The organism is Ferdinandcohnia sp. Marseille-Q9671 (assembly GCF_976954385.1).
Map to the genome: position 1 here is coordinate 2,208,827 of NZ_CDRJTA010000001.1, position 19,179 is coordinate 2,228,005.

A 19,179-nucleotide genomic window follows, 5' to 3' on the forward strand; every position below is an offset into this window, starting at 1 on the left:
CCTGTTTTCCCCTCCTGTTTAATCTCTTAGTGCTCTACCTGTTAGATGTAGGAAGACATCTTCTAATGTTGGGGCTTTTACTTCAACTGAAATGAGCGTTGTACCTGTTTCTTCTGCATATTGAGTGATTTTCCGAAACAGATTGTACTCCTTCGGAACGATAATGGTTACATTTTGCTCTTGTGTTTTTACTTGGCGTATCGTAGCATCTGCTTGAAGTAGTTTAATAAACTCTTCTTTTACTCGTTCTACCTTTATCGAAATTGTATTTTCAGAGGATAATATATTTTTTAGCTCCTCTTTTGTGCCAGAAGCAATGATATGACCTTTATCCATAATATAAATGCGGTCACATAAAAATTCGACTTCCTCCATATAGTGACTCGTATATAAGACCGTCATTCCTCTTTCCTGATTAAGATGCTTCACTGTTTCCAAAATATAATTTCTAGATTGTGGATCAATTCCAACTGTGGGTTCATCCATGATGATAATTTCTGGATTATGAAGCAGTGCTACTCCAATATTAAGTCTTCGTTTCATACCACCTGAGAAGGTTTTAACGATATCCTTTCTTCGATCGGTCAGCCCAATTTGTTCTAACACCTCTTCAATTCTAGTTTTTAGCTCAGTACCTTTTAAACGATAGATTTCACCAAAGAATCGTAAATTTTCTTCTGCAGACAAATCGGTATAAAGGGCGATTTCTTGTGGAACGACCCCTAGTATTTCTCGTATGTTCCTTGGATTTTTAATCGTACTTTCATTCAATAGTCTTACATCACCAGATGTCGGTACCACTAAAGATGACAACATGGAAATTGTCGTTGATTTACCAGCCCCATTAGGACCAAGCAAGCCAACAATTTCTCCCTTTTCCAAGAACATATTAATTCCTTGTGCAGCATATTTTTGTTTAAACTTCTTCGCTAAATCAATTACTTCTAACATTCCGTTCCCCTCCCTTATAGTTACATCATAGCTAACTTGAGGTCTTTAAAGCACTATCCTGCGTCACTACTTGTTACGAAAAACATGACCTCCGTCACTTCTTACCTTTTATTCCGAAAATAAGGTCAAAGGCTAAGTGCCAAAACCTATGGGCCTAAAAACCAGATGCAAATTTATTAATTCGTCCTTCATATAAAAAGAGGCTGTTCAAATCGTCCTTTTGGACTTTGAACAAGCCTCCTTTATTATGTAATATCATTTTTCACTGCAAAAATAGCAAGTTGGGTACGATCCCTAAGCTCCAATTTATGGAGGACTTGTGTAATATGATTTTTCACCGTACCAACTGATAAAAAAAGTTCCTCTGCTATCTCTTTGTTTGTCTTTCCTTCTCCTACTAATCTTGTGATTGCAAGTTCACGCGAAGACAGGGGCAAATCAACCTTCTTTTCAATTTTATGCAAGAGTCGGGGCATTAGCTTTGCTGCAACCTCTTCATGAATAGGTAATCCTCCTTGGAAGCAGCTATGTACAGCTTGTAGTAATGTAAGCTGATCCGAAGTTTTTAATAAAAAGGCATTTGCGCCATATTTTAGAGCCTGTAAGGCATATTCATCATCATTGAAAGTCGTAAGGATTAAAATTTTCACATCTGGCCAACGTTCCTTTATTTTTCGAGTAGCTTCAAGCCCATTCATAATTGGCATACGAATATCCATTAATACGACATCAACCACATGTGTTTCCATAATTTTTAGTGCCTCTGCTCCATTTTCAGCTTCAGCTACCACCTTAATTTGGCTATCCTGTTGGAGCATTAGCTTTAAACCCTGTCTCACAATGGACTGATCTTCTACAAGTAATACACTCCACATCGTACTGCCCTCCTCACATTTTCTCTAAGGGAATAATCCCTTTAATAATAAACTGGTCATCTGTTTGGTAGACAGATAGTGTGCCTCTCAGCTCTTCTACGCGCATTCTCATGTTTTGAAGGCCAAAGCCTTCTTGAAATGGTTCTTTTTTATATATCCTATTTTTTATAATACATTCAATATTACCATTTGCCGTTTTACCTAATTCAACCTGTATCTCTCGTGAATGGGCATGTCGCATTGCATTAGTAAGACCTTCCTGTATTACTCGGTATAACACAACACTTTGTACATTCGTTAGTCTCTCTGAAAGAACACCCTGCCTTGTCGTAAACTGAACCATGATATGGCTTTCTGACTCAAGCTTTTTTATGAGTTGTAAAATGGTCGCAAACCCTTCATGCTCTCTTTCCTTCAATGCCCGTACTGCATACCGTGTTTCTTCTAAACTATCCTTTGCTAACTCTTTTAGTTCCTTATAGTTCTCTGCACCATGCTGGATAGAAAGAATCTCTAGCTGCATGAGCAATGCTGTTAACTTATGACCAACAGAATCATGAATATCCCTCGCAATTGCTGTTCGTTCCTGAAAGCGTGCATCCTCCTCCGCAAGGAGTGCGACCCTTTTTAGTTTTCGATATTCCCCAAGCAATTTTTCATATAAATCTCGTTGTTCTAGCCGTTTCGTCCATAACATATTCATCTGGATCGCAAGGATATAGAATAAGAGAATCGTAACCAAGAAAGACAACGTGGTTTCAGTCATGAATAGCAACCCAAGGAAGCCAACCACCTGCAGAATGACGAATAGTCGATAATTTCTACTATCCAGTTGGCTAACAGCTAATAATGCAACATAAAGTAACAATAGCAAACTGAAGGGATTACCCGATTCAACGATTGCTTGAGAAAACAAAAGTCCTGTCATGACAAGATACAAATAAATAGGCTTTGGAGCTACTTTGAGTAAAAAGTACAATGTCATAATTGCCGCACATATAATAATTGGGTATGCAGTCTCTATACTTCCATAAAAGAAATACAGCCCCCAAATTGCCATAAATCCAGACGTCTGAAATACAAATGCTTTCATATTATCCCCACTTTTTTCCTATCTACATTCCAAGTTACTAGAATATTCATACTAGGTCAAAGTGTTTTTTACAAAAGGAAAGCCCATCTGATTCACCAGATGGACTTCCTTATACTTTATTACACATATGCAAGCTTTGTTGGTATTTTAGGATCTGTATCGTATAAATCAAAGTGCTCACCCACAACATGACCTTTGCTTTCAAGGGTTTGCCTAACTGACATACGTGCTAAATCCTTTAGATTGTTATCCTTACTAAGATGTGCTAAGTAAATTCTCTTCGTACGGTCTCCTATGACATCTGACATTGCAAGTGCTGCATCCTCATTCGATACATGTCCGATATCACTTAAGATACGGCGTTTTATACTCCATGGATAGTGACCCATCTGAAGCATTGATACATCATGATTGCTTTCAAACACATACGCATCTGCATTTTCAATCGTACCCTTCATCCTGTCACTCACATAGCCAGTATCCGTAATTAGAACAACCTTTTTCCCATCATTATGGAAGACATAAAACATTGGCTCAGCCGCATCATGGGATACCCCAAAGGATTCAACATCCATATTTCCAAATGTTTTTACCGTTCCCATTTGAAAAATAAATTTCTGATCAGTCGGGATTTCTCCGATATTATGTTCCATTGCTTTCCAAGTCTTTTCATTCGCATAAATGGGTAACTTGTATTTTCTTGCTAACACACCAAGTCCCTTTATATGATCACTATGCTCATGTGTGACTAGGATGCCTGAAAGGTGTTTAATTTCTCTGTTTATATCTTTAAATAAAAGTTCTAGTTGTTTACCACTTAAACCGGCATCAACAAGCAGTGAATGCTTGTCCGTTCCAACGTAAAACGCATTTCCAGTGCTTCCGCTCGCAAGCACACTAAAATGCAAGCCCATAGTTTGCTCACTCCGTCTTATATATGATTTGTCCCTCAATGGCATTGACGTATATTTCCGTTTTATCATCAATCACTACATGCCATGTTGGTGCTAATAACTGTGATTCAGAAAATGGAACCAGTGGGTAATACCCTATTTCCACCTTGGTAACGTGACTTCCTGATTTTAGATGTCCATTGTCAAACAAGTTTTCTAAGGTTTGGATTGGAGTAATTAACTCCACCAACTCATGCTTCTCAAATTCAGGAATGAGTGTTTGTTGATAGGAAATTACTTCATTTTCCTCGTTTACATTTAATAACATTAACCCGCTAATATTTGTGGATTCTCCAAACACCTTATAATTTTCGTAGTGCTGGTATAACAAAATAGTCCCTGTTTCAACATCCACTTTCCATGTGCTATATTTGTCACCATCAATCATGTTTTCCTTTACAAATTGATTAATTTTTACATGATCTGTTAAGGAAAGCTTTACAGGTTCCTTGAAAATACCCTTCAATACTCCCGGGCTATCAATATTAATCTCTTGATTTTTAAGATCTTTAATATCCTCTTCTGTGAAGACCTTAACCTTCCCACTAATATAGCTTAATTCCTTCGGCTCCTTAGGTAAGAGCTCGTACGAAATTTCCTCGGTCGCCAGTTTCTCATCAATCGTAGCTTCCGCGATGACATCTAACTGACTACCGTCCTTTTTTTGAGCGAGTTGATACCCTAAAAATACATTGAGAATAAGGAAGGTAATGATAAATAGAGTTTTGGTTTTACTCCAATCCATCTTCATTCCCCCTTACTTCCTCATCCTTCATCTCGACCTTTAACCAACTTCCATTATACCTGTAAGACCAGATTGGTTGAAGTGAAACAAATTGGGAATTGTCTTGTTTCTCTTTAAGCTCATTCATATTACTCTGTTTTTCCTTAAGCTCATAAGCAATCGTTACATACTCTAACAATTCTGGATTAAAATCTGGAAGAGCTTTTAGTGCCTCTATCACCTTTTCACCATTTGTTAAAGATGTCTTAATTGGATTCCATTCAATCTGTAATTTTACTGATGGATGAACATATCTTACAATTTCGTTGTTATCCCACTTTTGAAAAATTTCCGTTACACCCTGACTATCAAAGACTGGGATATTGTTTTTATATAATTTAAATACAGTTGTTTGATTTTCCGGATTCCATCTAAAGAAACGGTACGTATCTGTCCATCCTACATGTTCATTTACATAATCAATACTTGTTTGAATCAAGTCCGTGGTTAAACCTTGCTTCTCACCCATGCCCGTCGGATTAATAAACTCAACGTATGGGAGATCGTTATATACTCTTAGTAATCTTGATCCATCTGTATGAACCTCTGCCGTTGTAAGCTCATCCTTCTTTACCTTATCTGAATTCGCAAACAACCGATCAATAAAAGTACTAATTTCAATTTCATCAATGAAATAATCATATTTGTTAAGATAGGTTCTTTCCCTTGGTAAAAACAGTGATATTGTCTCGGAAAGGGAATATTCTAGATGTTCAGGATATCTACTAGCAGTTGAATAGTGGCTTTTCTTAAAATCACTTACAAGCTCCCTATTAATTCTTCCTTCATAAATTAAATGTTCACTCGTTGATATAAAATAAACAATTCCTTCACCCCGGTCATTCGCATTCACATCAATCACAAACCGATCAAATGTTGCAGAGGAATTTTCCTTATCATTAATCCGAAAGATTGACTTATAGATTTGTAAAGGAATGACATCAGAGAAATGAATTTCAACATGTCCATTTTGTTTTATGAAGTTTGCAAAATTGTCTAGGGGCACGTTATGTGAAATATTTTGAACATCATTGATTTCCCACGTACGAATATCTTTCATCACTCTATTAATTTCTATCTCATCATAGGTTCCAAAGTGCTGTTCGTTTATATGGTACAGTATTTTAATTGGGCTAATCAATCCTGAAGTTTCCCTAGAGTTATTTGCTGAAACCTCATCTACTAAATTATCTCCATCAAGGTTTTTATATTGGGGCTGGTAGGTCCAAAGAGTCCATGTAAGAACAATACTTAATAATACTAAGATGATTAATATGGTTGTTTTTATTGATTCATACTTCATTCCAATCATCCTCTAGTCCCTCGTCTATCGGCAATGTGAAGAATACAGTTGTCCCTACCCCTTCTTCACTTTCTGCCCAAATTTTGCCCCCATGGGCTTCAACCATCTCTTTGGCAATAGCCAGTCCTAATCCTGTTCCACCTAATTTACGCGTTCGGGCCTTATCTACTCTATAGAAACGGTCAAAAATTCTCTCAATGTTTTCCTTCGGTATTCCAACACCCTGATCACGCACACTTACTTCAATTTCATCTTTAGACTCCTTCACTTGGAAGGTAACTGTTCCACCTTCAGGCGAATATTTTAACGCATTCGAAATGATATTATCGAGTACCTGTGTGATTTTATCCTGATCCATCTCTACATATAACGGTTTATCAACTAACTTCCGGACAAACGTTACATGTTGCTTTTTCGTCATTTCAAACCGGTCAATGATTCTATGAAAGTAGGAGGTAAAATTAATGATATCTTTTGAAAAACGATAATCCTTACTATCTAGCTTTGAAAGCTGCAACAAGTCATTCACAAGACGAATCATTCGCTCTGTTTCTGTTTGTGTGACATCTAAAAACTGCGGCGCAATTTTCTCATCTTTCCATGCTCCATCTGCTAGAGCTTCAAGATAGCTTCTCATTGTTGTTAAAGGAGTTCTTAGCTCATGTGAAACATTGGCAACAAACTCTCTTCTTTCGCTTTCAATTTTCTCTTGCTCTGTTACATCATACAAAACAGCAATGAGACCATTGATAAAGCCTGATTCCTTCTTAATTACAGAAAAACTCACCTTAATAATATATTGTTTTTTATGTGTGCTGAAATCCAGTATTTCTGTATCAATATCGTGAACAAGTTCCTCAAAGGTATATTGCTCATCTAATCCTAATACGGATACAATTGATTGATCGAGCGCTGTTTCACGTGAAACATCTAGCATTTTAACTGCAGGTCCATTCATTAAAATAATTCTACCCTTTTTGTCTGTTGCAATCACTCCATCTGTCATATGTGCTAGAACAGAAGCTAGCTTTCTGCGTTCCCCTTCTGTGGTTGCTTGAGCATCTTGTATTTTATTGGATAGATTATTAAATGTCATCGCAAGCTGACCAATCTCATCCTGACCAAAAACCTTTACCTTTTTTGAAAAATTTCCTTTCCCTAATTCAACGACATGTTTTCTCATTGCAGAGATCGGCCTTGTAATTGTTTGGGCCACAAATATACCTAGAATTGCCGTAATCGCCATCGCAATTCCCGTTCCCGCCACAAAAATATCATTGATTTCTTTGATGTCATCATAGACATTTTCCATTCTCGCAATTAAATAGATTGCTCCAATAATATCTCCGTTTGACCGAATCGGTGTGGAGGATACATACATTCGGTTATATGTCTGTTTTTCTAGTTGAACATCATCAGGGTTATCTCCAAGCAATAACGTACGCTTGACCATATCCTCATTTATTTTTCTGCCTACTATTCCTTGACTGTATGGGTCTGAACTTCCAATAACACGGCTTTTATTATCAATAATCCGGATTTCCTGAATATCCTCCGATTCATAGTCTTGTAGGATAAGACGTATATCCTTTTCTAATGTGGAGGGATCCTCTCGATCCTTAATCATTTCCTGTTCAATACTGAAAGCTAGCATATTGACACGTTCATTAAGGGATACCTTGAAGTTTTCTACTAGTCGTAGCTCCAGCTTCCCGATAAAATACACACCGATTATTTGCATGGCTATTAAAATGAGGAGCAAATAAATGAGTGCAAATTTAAAATGGATGGATTGAAAAAAACCTAGCCTTTTCATTGCTCATACTACTCCTGATCAGGATTTCGCAGATAATAACCCACTCCACGTCTTGTTACAATCCAGGTTGGATGACTTGGACTGTCTTCAATTTTTTCACGTAAGCGGCGTACTGTTACGTCGACTGTACGAACATCTCCAAAGTAATCATAGCCCCATACTGTCTGTAAGAGATGCTCTCTCGTCATTACCTGGCCTAGATGCTTTGCTAAATAATGCAATAGCTCAAATTCCCGATGAGTTAATTCAATTGTTTCACCACGTTTGCTTACAACATAGGCATCAGGATGAATCACAAGTGCACCGACTGTTATCTCATTTGTCGTATCTTGACTCACAGCTTCGGAAATCTGTTGATGTCTTCGTAAATTCGCCTTTACTCTAGCTAATAACTCTCTTGTGCTGAATGGCTTTGTTACATAATCATCGGCACCAAGCTCAAGTCCTAATACCTTGTCAATTTCAGAGTCCTTTGCCGTTAGCATAACAATTGGCATATCGTACTTCTTTCGAACCTCACGACACACTTCCATTCCATCTTTATGTGGAAGCATAATGTCAAGTAGGATAAGATCTGGGTTTACCTCCTCAACCTTTTCCAATGCACTGTTGCCATCATATGCACAAACTACCTTGTACCCCTCTTTTTCTAAATTAAACTGTAATATATCTGCAATCGGTTTTTCATCGTCTACAACAAGAATTACTTTTTCCATATCGTTTTTCTCCTTTTATGATATATTTATCTGTCTACCTTTATATAGTTCGAATCTCTCCTGTTATTTTGCACCTATAATTCTAACTTTAGCAGAAAAAGGCAGTTATAACATCTGATGAGGTAAAAAAACCACAAATGGCCTCTTCCTACTTTCATAATTCTATATGTTTATGAAAAAACCTTCAGCAACATGCTGAAGGTTTTCGTTTAATGCTATTAGTTTAAATAATCTAATGGGTTTTGAAGAGCCCCATTCTTATATACTTCAAAATGTAAGTGAACCCCTGTTGAATTACCAGTAGACCCCATCACACCAATTTGTTGGCCTTTTGTAACTGTCTGACCAACACTTACGTGGATGGAAGACAAATGAGCGTAAATTGTTCGTAAACCATTATTGTGATTAATCACTACTTTATTACCAAACCCACCAGAATAACCTGCTTCCACAACAGTTCCATTGTCAGCTGCTTTAATCGTGTAATTACTTGGTCTAGCGATGTCGATTCCCTTGTGGAGTCTTCCCCATCTATATCCAACATGACTTGAGATATAGCCACCGCTTGCTGGCCATGCAAGGTTTCCAGTTCCCCTTGATGGGACTACCTTTGTTCCCTTTTCAACAACGTGAGCTACTGGCTCTTTTTTCACTGTTTCTGCAACCTTTATCGTTGCTGTTGTTATACCATTAATCATTTCGTATTCGTAGTGTACAGCTTTTTCACCATCTTGACCTTCTTGGGTTACTTTTGTATCACCTTTATACATATTTGAGTTTTCAACTACTTTTGTCTCGTGCTTGATTGCCTCATTTTTATTTTGCTCCATTGTTACAACAACTGTTAAAAATGGCTTATAGGCTGTTACATTTAATTCTTGACCAATTTGAATGGTAGTATCTTCTGTAATGTCTGGATTTAGAGCTAATAACTCATCCGTAGCTAGTTCATGAGCTACAGCGATTGATCCAAGGACATCGCCTTCCTTCACTTGATACTTTTTCTCTTCTAATGTGCCTTTTTGAAGCAATGTAACCGTTTCTTCAGGTGTAAGTACTTGATCTGGAGAAACTTTTTCCTCTGAAACTGAAACCTTTTCAGTAAATGAAACGTCTAATAAACGAGATTGTCCTTCAGCTAAAGGTGGTAAAGGCTCTTCAGAATCTTTTCTAGCCTCTAGCTCTTGAAGCTCTTCTTGTTTTACATATTGTAATTTTAGTTGTTTAAGGGCTTCTTCCGCATCTTCTTCATTTGTAAGATATGCCACAGGCTCGCCATCTATTGTTATAGCCTTCGCTTCAGCTACAATCTCAACTCCGGCTTCGACTTTTTTAACAGTTGCGGCATTATTTACAGTAGGTAGAAACGCATGCTCTTCGATAATAGATACATCATTCGCTACTAATGAAAGTTCATTATATTCTTTCTGCATTGAGTCTTTCTTTTGTTCAATTACTTTATCTATAATATTTGTAGAATCGACTGTTCCAATTCTTTCACCATCTATGTATACATGATACACTGTTTGGATTTTAGAGTCTGCTGATACTGTTCCAAACAAAAGTGTTGAAAGTGCAATTGATGCTATGGTAACTCGTTTGAATAGAGTCATAGATTTTCTTGGTGTTTTTTCTGTGTTTTTTTGATTTGACACGGTCTTTCCTCCCTGAACAAAGGTTACTTGTCCGATGTAATCGTTCATCTCACCTTGTGAGTTGAAAAGCGTTGCCTCACAAAATACGCCAAGACGTATTCGATAGTTCGACAATTCTCTCTATTTTATACTCTATAAATTTACCACAGAACTTGAAAAAAAGTATACTAGTTTCCAATATGTAATATAATTGTAGTATTCCTGTCATTTTTTTACACAGAAAATTGTAGAAAATTGACAGTACTATGAGCCTTTCTTCATACCCTTCTATGCATTTTTTGAATAAGTTTGTCGGTCTATTATGTCTAAAGACTCTCTTAATAGTTGTCATATAGATAGATAGGCATATCAAATAAATCACACAAATGGCCAAAATAGAAGAATAAAAGCGTAAGCGCCTTGATTAGCCCCGACAAGCATAAGACGAGACGGCGAGAAGGTTGCTCTTTGACCTTCTTGACGGATTGGCTTATGACCTCGAGGGGCTAGGCGCTGGAGCTAGATGTAGATAAACTCATTTATAACTTATCATAAGGTTAAATTTTATAATTTCCTAAACCAAAAAAGCATAGCCGGATATACATCCAGCTATGCCTTTTCTCGTATTATGCATAGACACTTCGTACTACATTTGTTTGCGTACGATCTGGTCCAACAGAAAACACTGATAACGGAATACCTGTTAACTGCGAAATCCGCTCAATATAGTGACGGGCGTTGTCTGGTAACTCCTCTAATCGTTTCACTCCTGTAATATCTTCCGTCCAGCCAGGAAGCTCTTCATATACTGGTTCACATTCTGCAAGAGCTTTTAAGCTTGCAGGAAACTCTTCAATTACCTCACCTTTGTAACGATAGGCTACACAAATCTTTAAGGTTTCAATCCCTGTTAATACATCAATTGAATTAAGAGATAAATCGGTGATCCCACTTACTCGTCGTGCATGACGAACGACAACACTATCAAACCACCCTACTCTGCGCGGGCGCCCTGTTGTAGTACCATATTCACGGCCGACTTCTCGTATTTGGTTTCCAATTTCATTCGTAAGCTCTGTAGGGAATGGGCCATCTCCAACACGTGTTGTATAAGCCTTAGAAACCCCAACTACATGATTTATTTTGGTTGGACCAACACCAGACCCGATTGTAACCCCACCTGCGACTGGGTTCGAAGAAGTAACAAATGGATAGGTACCTTGGTCAATATCAAGCATAACACCTTGTGCTCCTTCAAACAGGACTCGACGCCCCTCATCTAATGCATCATTAAGCACCACAGATGTATCACAAACATAGTGAGCAACTTGTTGGCCATACTCATAATACTCTTCTAAAATTTCCTCTACCATAAAGCCTTTTGCCTCATAAACCTTTTCCAATAGGCGATTTTTTTCAATAAGATTGTATCTAAGCTTTTCTTCAAATACTTCTCGATCTAGAAGGTCGGCAATACGAATCCCCACTCTTGCTGCCTTATCCATATATGCAGGACCGATTCCCTTTTTTGTAGTTCCTATTTTATTCGCTCCCTTGTACTCTTCTTCTACCTCATCAAGTTTAATATGATACGGTAGAATAACATGGGCACGATTGCTTATCCGTAAGTTATCCGTATTTACCCCCCGTTCGTGCAAGTAAGCTAGTTCTGCCACCAATGCTTTTGGATCTACCACCATGCCATTGCCTATGACGCAAATTTTATCTGAGTAAAAGATTCCTGATGGAATTAGATGAAGTTTATAGGTTTCCCCATCAAATACGATTGTATGGCCTGCATTGTTTCCTCCCTGATATCTCGCAACAACCTCTGCTTTTTCAGAAAGAAAGTCGGTAATTTTCCCTTTACCTTCGTCTCCCCATTGTGTTCCAACAACTACGACTGATGACATTACATGCACCTCCAGGTTTATTGTAAAGAAATAACATTTGTCCGAAGACAATTTTATCAGTGTTGCACCGATTAATCAATAATAAACGAACATTTTTTAATAAATACAATTTATTGTTCGTTACTGACTTTAATAATCATACTATTATTGTTTCCAAAACATAACAAAAAAGACGTATCAAAATTGATACGTCTTTTCCTACATTGTGCGCCTTGCGCTTATTGAACTAAGCACCCGGTGGTATATTTGCATCTTCAAACCTGCGTTCCAGGTTTACGAATTTATTATATTCCTTCACAAAAGCGAGTGATACTGTTCCAACTGGACCGTTACGTTGCTTAGCAATAATAATTTCAATGATATTCTTATTTTCCGATTCCTTATCATAGTAATCATCACGGTATAAGAATGCAACGATATCAGCATCCTGCTCAATACTTCCTGATTCACGAATATCTGACATCATCGGACGCTTGTCCTGTCTTTGTTCTACTCCACGAGAAAGCTGTGACAATGCAATAACAGGAACCTTTAATTCACGGGCCAAAGCCTTCAAGGAACGAGAGATCTCCGAAACTTCCTGTTGACGGTTTTCCCCACTTCTTCCGTCCCCTTGAATAAGTTGGAGATAATCAATTAGAATCATCCCTAACCCGCTCTCCTGCTTAAGTCTACGACATTTAGAACGAATTTCTCCAATACGTACACCAGGAGTATCATCAATATAAATTCCAGAGTTAGATAAGCTCCCCATTGCCATTGTAAGCTTACTCCAATCCTCAGGTGTCAATGATCCTGTACGAAGGTTTTGTGCATTTATGTTTCCCTCCGCACAGAGCATCCTCATAACAAGCTGCTCTGCACCCATCTCAAGACTGAAGATAGCAACATTCTCATCTGTCTTCGTTGCAACGTTTTGGGCAATATTAAGGGCAAAAGCAGTTTTACCAACTGACGGACGAGCCGCAACAATGATTAAATCATTTCGCTGGAATCCTGCAGTCATTTTATCAAGCTCTGTAAATCCTGTAGGAATCCCTGTAATATCCCCAACCCGATTGTGTAGGGTCTCGATATTATCATAGGTTTGTACGAGGACATCCTTTATATTTTGGAAGGCACCTGCATTTTTGCGATTGGCAACTTCCATAATGTTCTTTTCAGCTTCACTTAATAAAGCCTCAACTTCATCCTCACGTGAATAGCCATCCGTAGCTATGCCTGTTGCTGTTCGGATAAGTCTTCGTAAAATAGACTTTTCTTCAATGATTTTCGCATAATATTCTATATTGGCAGCAGTTGGCACAGAGTTCGCCAAATCACTTAAATAGGAGACTCCGCCAATTTCCTCTAAGATTTTTGCATCCGCTAACTCAGAAGTAACCGTAACAAGATCGACCGGTTCACCTTTATTAGAGAGATTCAGCATCGCATCGAAAATCTTCTGGTGGGCTGTCCGATAAAAGTCTTCTGGAATCAATAATTCTGAAGCAAGAGTAAGTGAGCTAGGTTCTAAGAAAATGGCACCTAGTACGGCCTGTTCCGCTTCTATATTTTGCGGAGGAATACGATCAGCAAAAATGTCACTCAACTATTCTCCACTCCCTTTATTTAACATGAATGTGTAAGTGTTCATATTCGTATCTATCTATCTATTATACTTCTCTTTTTTTGAATTCCAATCGAAAAAAGCTCAAGTAAGTAAAATTACAATCAAACTCGCCTTATCACTTTGTGCTCAAGTTTTAAAAATCTAGGTAAAAGCTAAAAAAATGTGATCTTGTATAAATACAAAACCACATTTCTCATTCTATCTGTTTTCCCTATTCATTTTCAATGGAAATTACTGCTCTTTGACATGTACCTTAACAGTAGCTACTACCTCAGGGTGTAATTTAACAGTTACATTTGTATAACCTAAAGCTCTAATTCCATCTGGTAAATCAAACTTTCGCTTGTCGATTTTAATGCCATGTTTTTTAGAAAGGTCGTCAGCAATTTGTTTGCTAGTTACTGAACCAAAAAGACGTCCACCTTCTCCTGCTTTAGCTTGTAACTCAACCGTTAACGTTTCAAGTTTTTCCTTCAATTGCTTTGATTGTGCTAGCTCTTCTGCCGCTTCCTTCGACTCCTTGTTTTTCTTAGCCTCTAAGGTTTTTAAATTTGCTGGTGTTGCCTCAATTGCTAAGTTTTGTTTCAATAAAAAATTGTGTGCGTATCCATCAGATACGTTCTTTACTTCTCCTTGTTTTCCTTTACCTTTTACATCCTTTAAAAATATAACCTTCATTCCTTGGTTCCTCCCTCTAAATACTCATCTATTACTTGAATAAGCTGTTCTTCTGCTTCTTCTATTGTTGTGTCCGCTATTTGGGTTGCCGCATTTGTTAGATGGCCTCCACCACCTAAGCCTTCCATAATAATCTGAACATTGACTTCCCCCAATGAACGAGCACTGATTCCCACTCGTAGGTCATTCCGAATTGATATGACAAATGAAGCTACGACATCATTCATCGTTAGTAATGTATCAGCTGCCTGAGCAATCATAACCTGATCATAGGTTTCATCTTCCGTCCCTTTTGCAATCGCAATTCCATTTTTATAAATAAAGGCAGATTCAATTAGCTTTGAACGCTTTTTATAATGCTCCATATTCTCTTTTAGGAACTTTTGCACTAATATTGTGTCTGCTCCTTGAGCACGTAAATAGGATGCCGCATCAAATGTCCTCGAGCCCGTTCGAAGTGTAAAACTTTTTGTATCTACGATGATTCCTGCAAGAAGAGCTGTGGCCTCTAGCATATTGATTTTCTTTCGTTTTGGTTGATATTCAAGTAACTCTGTAACCAGTTCAGCTGTTGAAGATGCATAAGGCTCCATATATACAAGCAACGGTGATTGAATAAAGTCCTCTCCTCGTCTGTGATGATCAATCACAACTACTTTATCAATTTTAGTTAACAGCCTTTCCTCAATTACTAAGGAAGGTTTATGGGTATCAACCACTACGAGTAACGTATTATTAGAAGCAATTTCAAGCGCTTGCTCTGGTGTTATAAAATAGGACCATAACTCAGAGTTTTCCTTCACTTCCTCCAGCAGACGTCCAACCCCAGAATCAATTTCATTCGGGTTTAGGACAATATACCCTTCCTTCTGATTCATCTGAGCAACTTTTAGAATTCCGATAGCAGCCCCTACCGCGTCCATATCAGGATATTTATGGCCCATTATGATGACTTTATCACTGTCTGTGACTATTTCCTTTAATGCGTGAGAAATCACTCGAGCGCGTACCCTAGTGCGTTTTTCAACTGGGTTCGTTTTACCACCATAAAATTTAACCTTTCCATTTGGCAACTTAATGGCCACCTGGTCTCCACCACGTCCCAACGCAAGATCTAGACTTGATTGAGCTGCCGTTCCAAGTTCGGGAAGAGTCTGTACGCCAATTCCAATCCCAATACTTAATGTAAGTGCCACACTATCTTTTGCCGTATTTTCTCGGACATCGTCCAATATTGTAAATTTAGTTTTTTCAAGCTCTGACAATATTTCCTCATTTAAGACAGCGATGAATCTTTCAGACGAGGATCGCTTTAAAAACACCCCATGCTTGTTTGCCCAGTCATTTAGAAGGGACGTAACATGGCTATTTAAAGAGCTCTTTCGTTGATCATCCATCCCTTGAGTGACTTCATCATAGTTATCTAAAAAGATAAAACCTAATACAGTCCGCTCTGCCTCATATAACTGTGAAATTTCAATTTGTTCGGTTACATCAAAGAAATATAGCAGTCGCTCTTCTCTTTTAATAATGACCTTGAATTTCTGCTCATTTAACGTTATTGTCTCACTCTCAATCTCTTGTTGAATTAATGGAACAATCAGTTCCTCCACTTCATACAGAGACCTCCCTACTAGCGTATCGGCATCGAGGCAATTTGATAAATAAGAATTTGCCCATTCAACCTGAAACTCGTCATTATACAGTAATATACCAATTGGCATTTCCATCAATGCCTCTTCGCCGACCTTTTTTAACCGATAAGATAGGGTTGAAATGTAATGCTCCATTTCCTTTTTTAACAGGGCATTCGCTTTGTACAAATAATAAACAATCAATCCAAGGAGCAGAAAACTTGCTAACCCAATTATCCAATGAAAATAAAAAAGAATGGCACTAAACACACTTGTAATGACAAGCAATGCATATATAGGGTAGCTAAATAACTTCCTTTTGTAAAAGTCTGGCATGTAATTTTCAGCTCCTAAAGCTTTGTTTTACTTCTTTTCATTTATTCGGTCTCGTAATTGAAATCCTAAGTCAATTATACCTAAGATTCGAATTATATAAAGAAGAAATGGTGTTAGGATTGTAAGTACAATTGGTACTGCCTTGGAAATTCTTTTTTTGTAGCAATATTGATAAATGAAGGATAAGCCTTGGATAACCATTAGTAATTGTAAGATAAAAAAGAAATTTAAAAACGCTGTATACCCAAAGGTTCCCTTTTCCATTTCAAAAAAACTAAAGAGTAATACAACCAAGTATATCCATAAGATACTCTTTGGAAAGGAAATGTCACGAAATGGAGGGAATGGATTCATTTGAACTTGTAAACGACCAAGTATTGGCCTAATAGCTAACACTGTTACGAAAGCCAGAAGCATTGCAATAAATGCAAAGAAACTTGGAATTAGATACTGCAAAATGTCAACTGACTCTTCTAGTTCTGTTATCATATCTGTGTTTACTTGATTACCTGTTGCCCCCATTATACTCTCCGTCATTTGAATTGATTCCTTTGAGGCCTCTTTTACTACCTCCACTACATCCACTTGTAGAATCAAGGTGACTGTTACATACAAAAGTACAATTGAAAATAGATAGGACAAACATGCACCTAAAAATAATTCAACTCCACTTTTTCCCCTGTTGATTAGTTCACCTAAAACGACTCCGGTAATTCCAAATACTAACGTATGTACGATCCCCAACACCGATCCCAGTAACCCTGATAACACAAAGGCAATGAACAGAAAGAGCATTGCCTGCTTCATCTTATACTTTACGATAAACAGGATAAAAGGAATTGGCAAGAGGAACGAAACGAACGCACCTATGAGAGGGATATATAGAGTGAGTAGCAATAATACCCCATAGATAGCTAAAAGCATGGCGCCTTCTGTTAATGTTCTTGTGTTCTTCACCTTTTCACCTCATCTAATAAAAAAACGTACTACTCAAAACAGGAGCCCATTTTTCATCACCTTCTATTTTATAGACTTACTGTAAAGTCTTCAACTATTGTGGGTTGGTTTGAAAAACGTTTACCCTATGAAGGATAAACATTTTCATTGCTCAGCCTATCCTATAAATTGGTAGATAAAACTTTTTGTTTTACTTTTCCCTAATATCTATTATGATAGTAGTAATAATTAAACGTTACCACAAGGGGAGCAATTTGCTGAGAGTGAACGATATCGTTCTGACCCTTTGAACCTGTTAGTTAATTCTAGCGAAGGAATGTGGATGATATGAGAACTCATACTTATTTAAAGTTGTTCTCCTTTGGGGTGCGTTTTGTTCATTACACACTTCATTGGGGGTTTTTTTATGAGAAATACTAGATTACAGGCAATGATTGAAGCTGCAATCTTTGCTGCTTTGGCTCTTGCATTAGACATTTTTGTGCCGTCACTTAAATTTGGTCCATCCATCTCTATATCATTCGCAATGATACCTGTGTTTATTATCGCACTCAGATGGGGTTTTAAGATTGGGTTCCTTTCGGGATTTTTATGGGGACTTTTACAGGTAATTTTTGATCCATGGATTATCCATCCAATTCAAGGTGCTATTGATTATTTCTTAGCTTTTTCGTTTATTGGATTTGCAGGATTATTTAGAAATAGTGTTCAACAAAGCTTACAGAATGGGACTCGAGCAAAATCTCTTATTTTGATTTTCTTGGCTATCTTTGTTGGATCACTTGCTCGTTACTTTTGGCATTTCGTATCAGGATTTGTTTTCTTTGCAGAGCAATTGAAAGGATTCGAGGCTATTTGGTTCTCACTTACTGCCAATGCGATTACAATGTTAGGTGCCTTTGTATTCTGTTCAGTAGTTATGACATTATTAATTTTCGCATCTCCTCGGTTCTTTGTAGTAAAACAAACTTCATACTAAACTACATAGCTCCTGATAGACTTCAGGGGCTTAATTTTTTGTATATACATATATGATTACATAAAAAAAGCAATGACCGTTTATTACGGTCATCGCTTTTTTTTAACTATTATTCACCAGATACATATGGTAATAAAGCCATTTGACGAGCACGCTTGATAGCAACTGTTAACTTACGTTGGTATTTCGCACTTGTACCTGTTACACGACGAGGTAAAATTTTACCACGCTCAGAAACGAACTTTTTAAGCAAATCTACATCTTTGAAATCGATTTTTGAGATTCCGTTTGCTGTGAAATAACAAACCTTACGACGTTTTGCACGTCCACCTCTACGTCCACCTGCCATTTAGTTCTCCTCCTTCCGCTTAGGAATTTATCCGAAGAAACTTACAAGTTTAGAACGGAAGATCATCATCTGAAATATCGATAGGTTGTCCATCGTTTGCAAATGGATCTTGATCCACTCTTGTAGGTCCTTGATTGTTTTTATTTGGGTTCTGATTCTGCCCAAATGGAGCATAGCCACCTTGGCCTTGATTGCCACCTTGGTTTCCACCATAGCCACCGCCATAGCTGCCACCAGGGTTACCACCACTGCGTTGTTGGTCATTTGCATTTCTTGGTTCAAGGAATTGAACACTTTCTGCTACAACCTCCGTAACATATACGCGTTTGCCATCCTGACCTTCATAATTCCTAGTTTGGATACGACCATCAACGCCAGCTAAACTTCCCTTTTTTAAGAAATTCGCGACATTTTCAGCTGGTCGGCGCCAAATTACACAATTAATGAAGTCAGCTTCACGATCACCTTGCTGATTCGTAAATGCTCGATTAACTGCAAGTGTGAAGGTTGCAACAGCAACTCCACTTGGGGTATATCGTAATTCCGGATCCTTTGTTAGTCTCCCTACGAGAACTACGCGATTCATCATCAGAACC

Annotated in this window: 17 protein-coding genes and 1 riboswitch; of the genes, 1 reads left to right on the forward strand and 16 read right to left on the reverse strand. The window is 37.7% G+C overall.

Annotated elements, in window-relative coordinates:
- Window positions 1-18 precede the first annotated feature (18 nt).
- The 14 genes from ACWNMY_RS10920 to ACWNMY_RS10985 all read right to left on the reverse strand — a co-directional run bounded on the left by ACWNMY_RS10920 (window position 19) and on the right by ACWNMY_RS10985 (window position 17,255).
- Entirely contained in the window at window positions 19-951 is a 933-nt protein-coding gene (locus ACWNMY_RS10920; RefSeq protein WP_449538254.1) for an ABC transporter ATP-binding protein, read from the reverse strand.
- A gap of 245 nt (window positions 952-1,196) precedes the next feature.
- The gene (locus ACWNMY_RS10925; protein ID WP_449538255.1) at window positions 1,197-1,826 is read right to left on the reverse strand and encodes a response regulator transcription factor; all 630 of its coding nucleotides are present in this window, start codon (window positions 1,824-1,826) and stop codon (window positions 1,197-1,199) included.
- A gap of 13 nt (window positions 1,827-1,839) precedes the next feature.
- Window positions 1,840-2,919, reverse strand: a complete 1,080-nt coding sequence (locus ACWNMY_RS10930; RefSeq protein WP_449538256.1) for a sensor histidine kinase — start codon at window positions 2,917-2,919, stop codon at window positions 1,840-1,842.
- Window positions 2,920-3,038: 119 nt separating this feature from the next.
- Window positions 3,039-3,833, reverse strand: coding sequence for an MBL fold metallo-hydrolase (locus ACWNMY_RS10935; protein WP_449538257.1), 795 nt, complete (start codon window positions 3,831-3,833; stop codon window positions 3,039-3,041).
- A gap of 7 nt (window positions 3,834-3,840) precedes the next feature.
- The gene (locus tag ACWNMY_RS10940) at window positions 3,841-4,617 is read right to left on the reverse strand and encodes a two-component system regulatory protein YycI (protein ID WP_449538258.1); all 777 of its coding nucleotides are present in this window, start codon (window positions 4,615-4,617) and stop codon (window positions 3,841-3,843) included.
- Complete coding sequence (locus tag ACWNMY_RS10945; protein ID WP_449538259.1) at window positions 4,604-5,959, reverse strand: YycH family regulatory protein; 1,356 nt, start codon at window positions 5,957-5,959, stop codon at window positions 4,604-4,606. The genes ACWNMY_RS10940 and ACWNMY_RS10945 overlap by 14 nt, the downstream gene beginning before the upstream one ends.
- Window positions 5,949-7,775, reverse strand: a complete 1,827-nt coding sequence (walK, locus tag ACWNMY_RS10950) for a cell wall metabolism sensor histidine kinase WalK (RefSeq protein WP_449538260.1) — start codon at window positions 7,773-7,775, stop codon at window positions 5,949-5,951. The genes ACWNMY_RS10945 and walK overlap by 11 nt, the downstream gene beginning before the upstream one ends.
- An 8-nt stretch (window positions 7,776-7,783) precedes the next feature.
- Window positions 7,784-8,491, reverse strand: coding sequence for a response regulator YycF (gene yycF / locus ACWNMY_RS10955; protein WP_449538261.1), 708 nt, complete (start codon window positions 8,489-8,491; stop codon window positions 7,784-7,786).
- A 218-nt stretch (window positions 8,492-8,709) separates the two neighbouring features.
- Window positions 8,710-10,146, reverse strand: a complete 1,437-nt coding sequence (locus ACWNMY_RS10960; RefSeq protein WP_449538262.1) for a peptidoglycan DD-metalloendopeptidase family protein — start codon at window positions 10,144-10,146, stop codon at window positions 8,710-8,712.
- A 605-nt stretch (window positions 10,147-10,751) separates the two neighbouring features.
- The gene (locus tag ACWNMY_RS10965) at window positions 10,752-12,038 is read right to left on the reverse strand and encodes an adenylosuccinate synthase (RefSeq protein ID WP_449538263.1); all 1,287 of its coding nucleotides are present in this window, start codon (window positions 12,036-12,038) and stop codon (window positions 10,752-10,754) included.
- Window positions 12,039-12,264: 226 nt separating this feature from the next.
- Window positions 12,265-13,629, reverse strand: coding sequence for a replicative DNA helicase (dnaB, locus tag ACWNMY_RS10970; RefSeq protein ID WP_449538264.1), 1,365 nt, complete (start codon window positions 13,627-13,629; stop codon window positions 12,265-12,267).
- A 252-nt stretch (window positions 13,630-13,881) separates the two neighbouring features.
- A complete protein-coding gene (gene rplI, locus ACWNMY_RS10975; protein ID WP_449538265.1) occupies window positions 13,882-14,328 on the reverse strand; it encodes a 50S ribosomal protein L9 in 447 nt (148 codons plus the stop codon).
- Complete coding sequence (locus tag ACWNMY_RS10980) at window positions 14,325-16,298, reverse strand: DHH family phosphoesterase (RefSeq protein WP_449538266.1); 1,974 nt, start codon at window positions 16,296-16,298, stop codon at window positions 14,325-14,327. Before ACWNMY_RS10980 ends, rplI begins: the two co-directional genes overlap by 4 nt.
- A 27-nt stretch (window positions 16,299-16,325) precedes the next feature.
- A complete protein-coding gene (locus tag ACWNMY_RS10985; RefSeq protein WP_449538267.1) occupies window positions 16,326-17,255 on the reverse strand; it encodes a YybS family protein in 930 nt (309 codons plus the stop codon).
- A 233-nt stretch (window positions 17,256-17,488) separates the two neighbouring features.
- Window positions 17,489-17,589, forward strand: a riboswitch (TPP riboswitch).
- Between the two features lie 72 nt (window positions 17,590-17,661).
- Here ACWNMY_RS10985 and thiT point away from each other — a divergent pair.
- Window positions 17,662-18,234: an energy-coupled thiamine transporter ThiT gene (thiT, locus tag ACWNMY_RS10990; RefSeq protein ID WP_449538268.1), complete on the forward strand. Its 573-nt coding sequence runs from the start codon at window positions 17,662-17,664 to the stop codon at window positions 18,232-18,234.
- A 109-nt stretch (window positions 18,235-18,343) separates the two neighbouring features.
- Here the strand turns inward: thiT and rpsR are convergent, their stop codons facing one another.
- Entirely contained in the window at window positions 18,344-18,583 is a 240-nt protein-coding gene (gene rpsR / locus ACWNMY_RS10995) for a 30S ribosomal protein S18 (RefSeq protein WP_449538269.1), read from the reverse strand.
- Window positions 18,584-18,632: 49 nt separating this feature from the next.
- Window positions 18,633-19,172, reverse strand: a complete 540-nt coding sequence (ssb, locus tag ACWNMY_RS11000; protein ID WP_449538270.1) for a single-stranded DNA-binding protein — start codon at window positions 19,170-19,172, stop codon at window positions 18,633-18,635.
- Window positions 19,173-19,179: the final 7 nt, after the last annotated feature.

Excerpts from the sequence above, each read along its gene's own strand:
- ACWNMY_RS10920 (WP_449538254.1), bottom strand. The coding sequence starts at position 951 with ATGTTAGAAGTAATTGATTTAGCGAAGAAGTTTAAACAAAAATATGCT.
- ACWNMY_RS10925 (WP_449538255.1), bottom strand. The coding sequence starts at position 1,826 with ATGTGGAGTGTATTACTTGTAGAAGATCAGTCCATTGTGAGACAGGGT.
- ACWNMY_RS10930 (WP_449538256.1), bottom strand. The coding sequence starts at position 2,919 with ATGAAAGCATTTGTATTTCAGACGTCTGGATTTATGGCAATTTGGGGG.
- ACWNMY_RS10935 (WP_449538257.1), bottom strand. The coding sequence starts at position 3,833 with ATGGGCTTGCATTTTAGTGTGCTTGCGAGCGGAAGCACTGGAAATGCG.
- ACWNMY_RS10940 (WP_449538258.1), bottom strand. The coding sequence starts at position 4,617 with ATGGATTGGAGTAAAACCAAAACTCTATTTATCATTACCTTCCTTATT.
- ACWNMY_RS10945 (WP_449538259.1), bottom strand. The coding sequence starts at position 5,959 with ATGAAGTATGAATCAATAAAAACAACCATATTAATCATCTTAGTATTA.
- walK (WP_449538260.1), bottom strand. The coding sequence starts at position 7,775 with ATGAAAAGGCTAGGTTTTTTTCAATCCATCCATTTTAAATTTGCACTC.
- yycF (WP_449538261.1), bottom strand. The coding sequence starts at position 8,491 with ATGGAAAAAGTAATTCTTGTTGTAGACGATGAAAAACCGATTGCAGAT.
- ACWNMY_RS10965 (WP_449538263.1), bottom strand. The coding sequence starts at position 12,038 with ATGTCATCAGTCGTAGTTGTTGGAACACAATGGGGAGACGAAGGTAAA.
- rplI (WP_449538265.1), bottom strand. The coding sequence starts at position 14,328 with ATGAAGGTTATATTTTTAAAGGATGTAAAAGGTAAAGGAAAACAAGGA.
- ACWNMY_RS10980 (WP_449538266.1), bottom strand. The coding sequence starts at position 16,298 with ATGCCAGACTTTTACAAAAGGAAGTTATTTAGCTACCCTATATATGCA.
- thiT (WP_449538268.1), top strand. The coding sequence starts at position 17,662 with ATGAGAAATACTAGATTACAGGCAATGATTGAAGCTGCAATCTTTGCT.
- rpsR (WP_449538269.1), bottom strand. The coding sequence starts at position 18,583 with ATGGCAGGTGGACGTAGAGGTGGACGTGCAAAACGTCGTAAGGTTTGT.
- ssb (WP_449538270.1), bottom strand. The coding sequence starts at position 19,172 with ATGATGAATCGCGTAGTTCTCGTAGGGAGACTAACAAAGGATCCGGAA.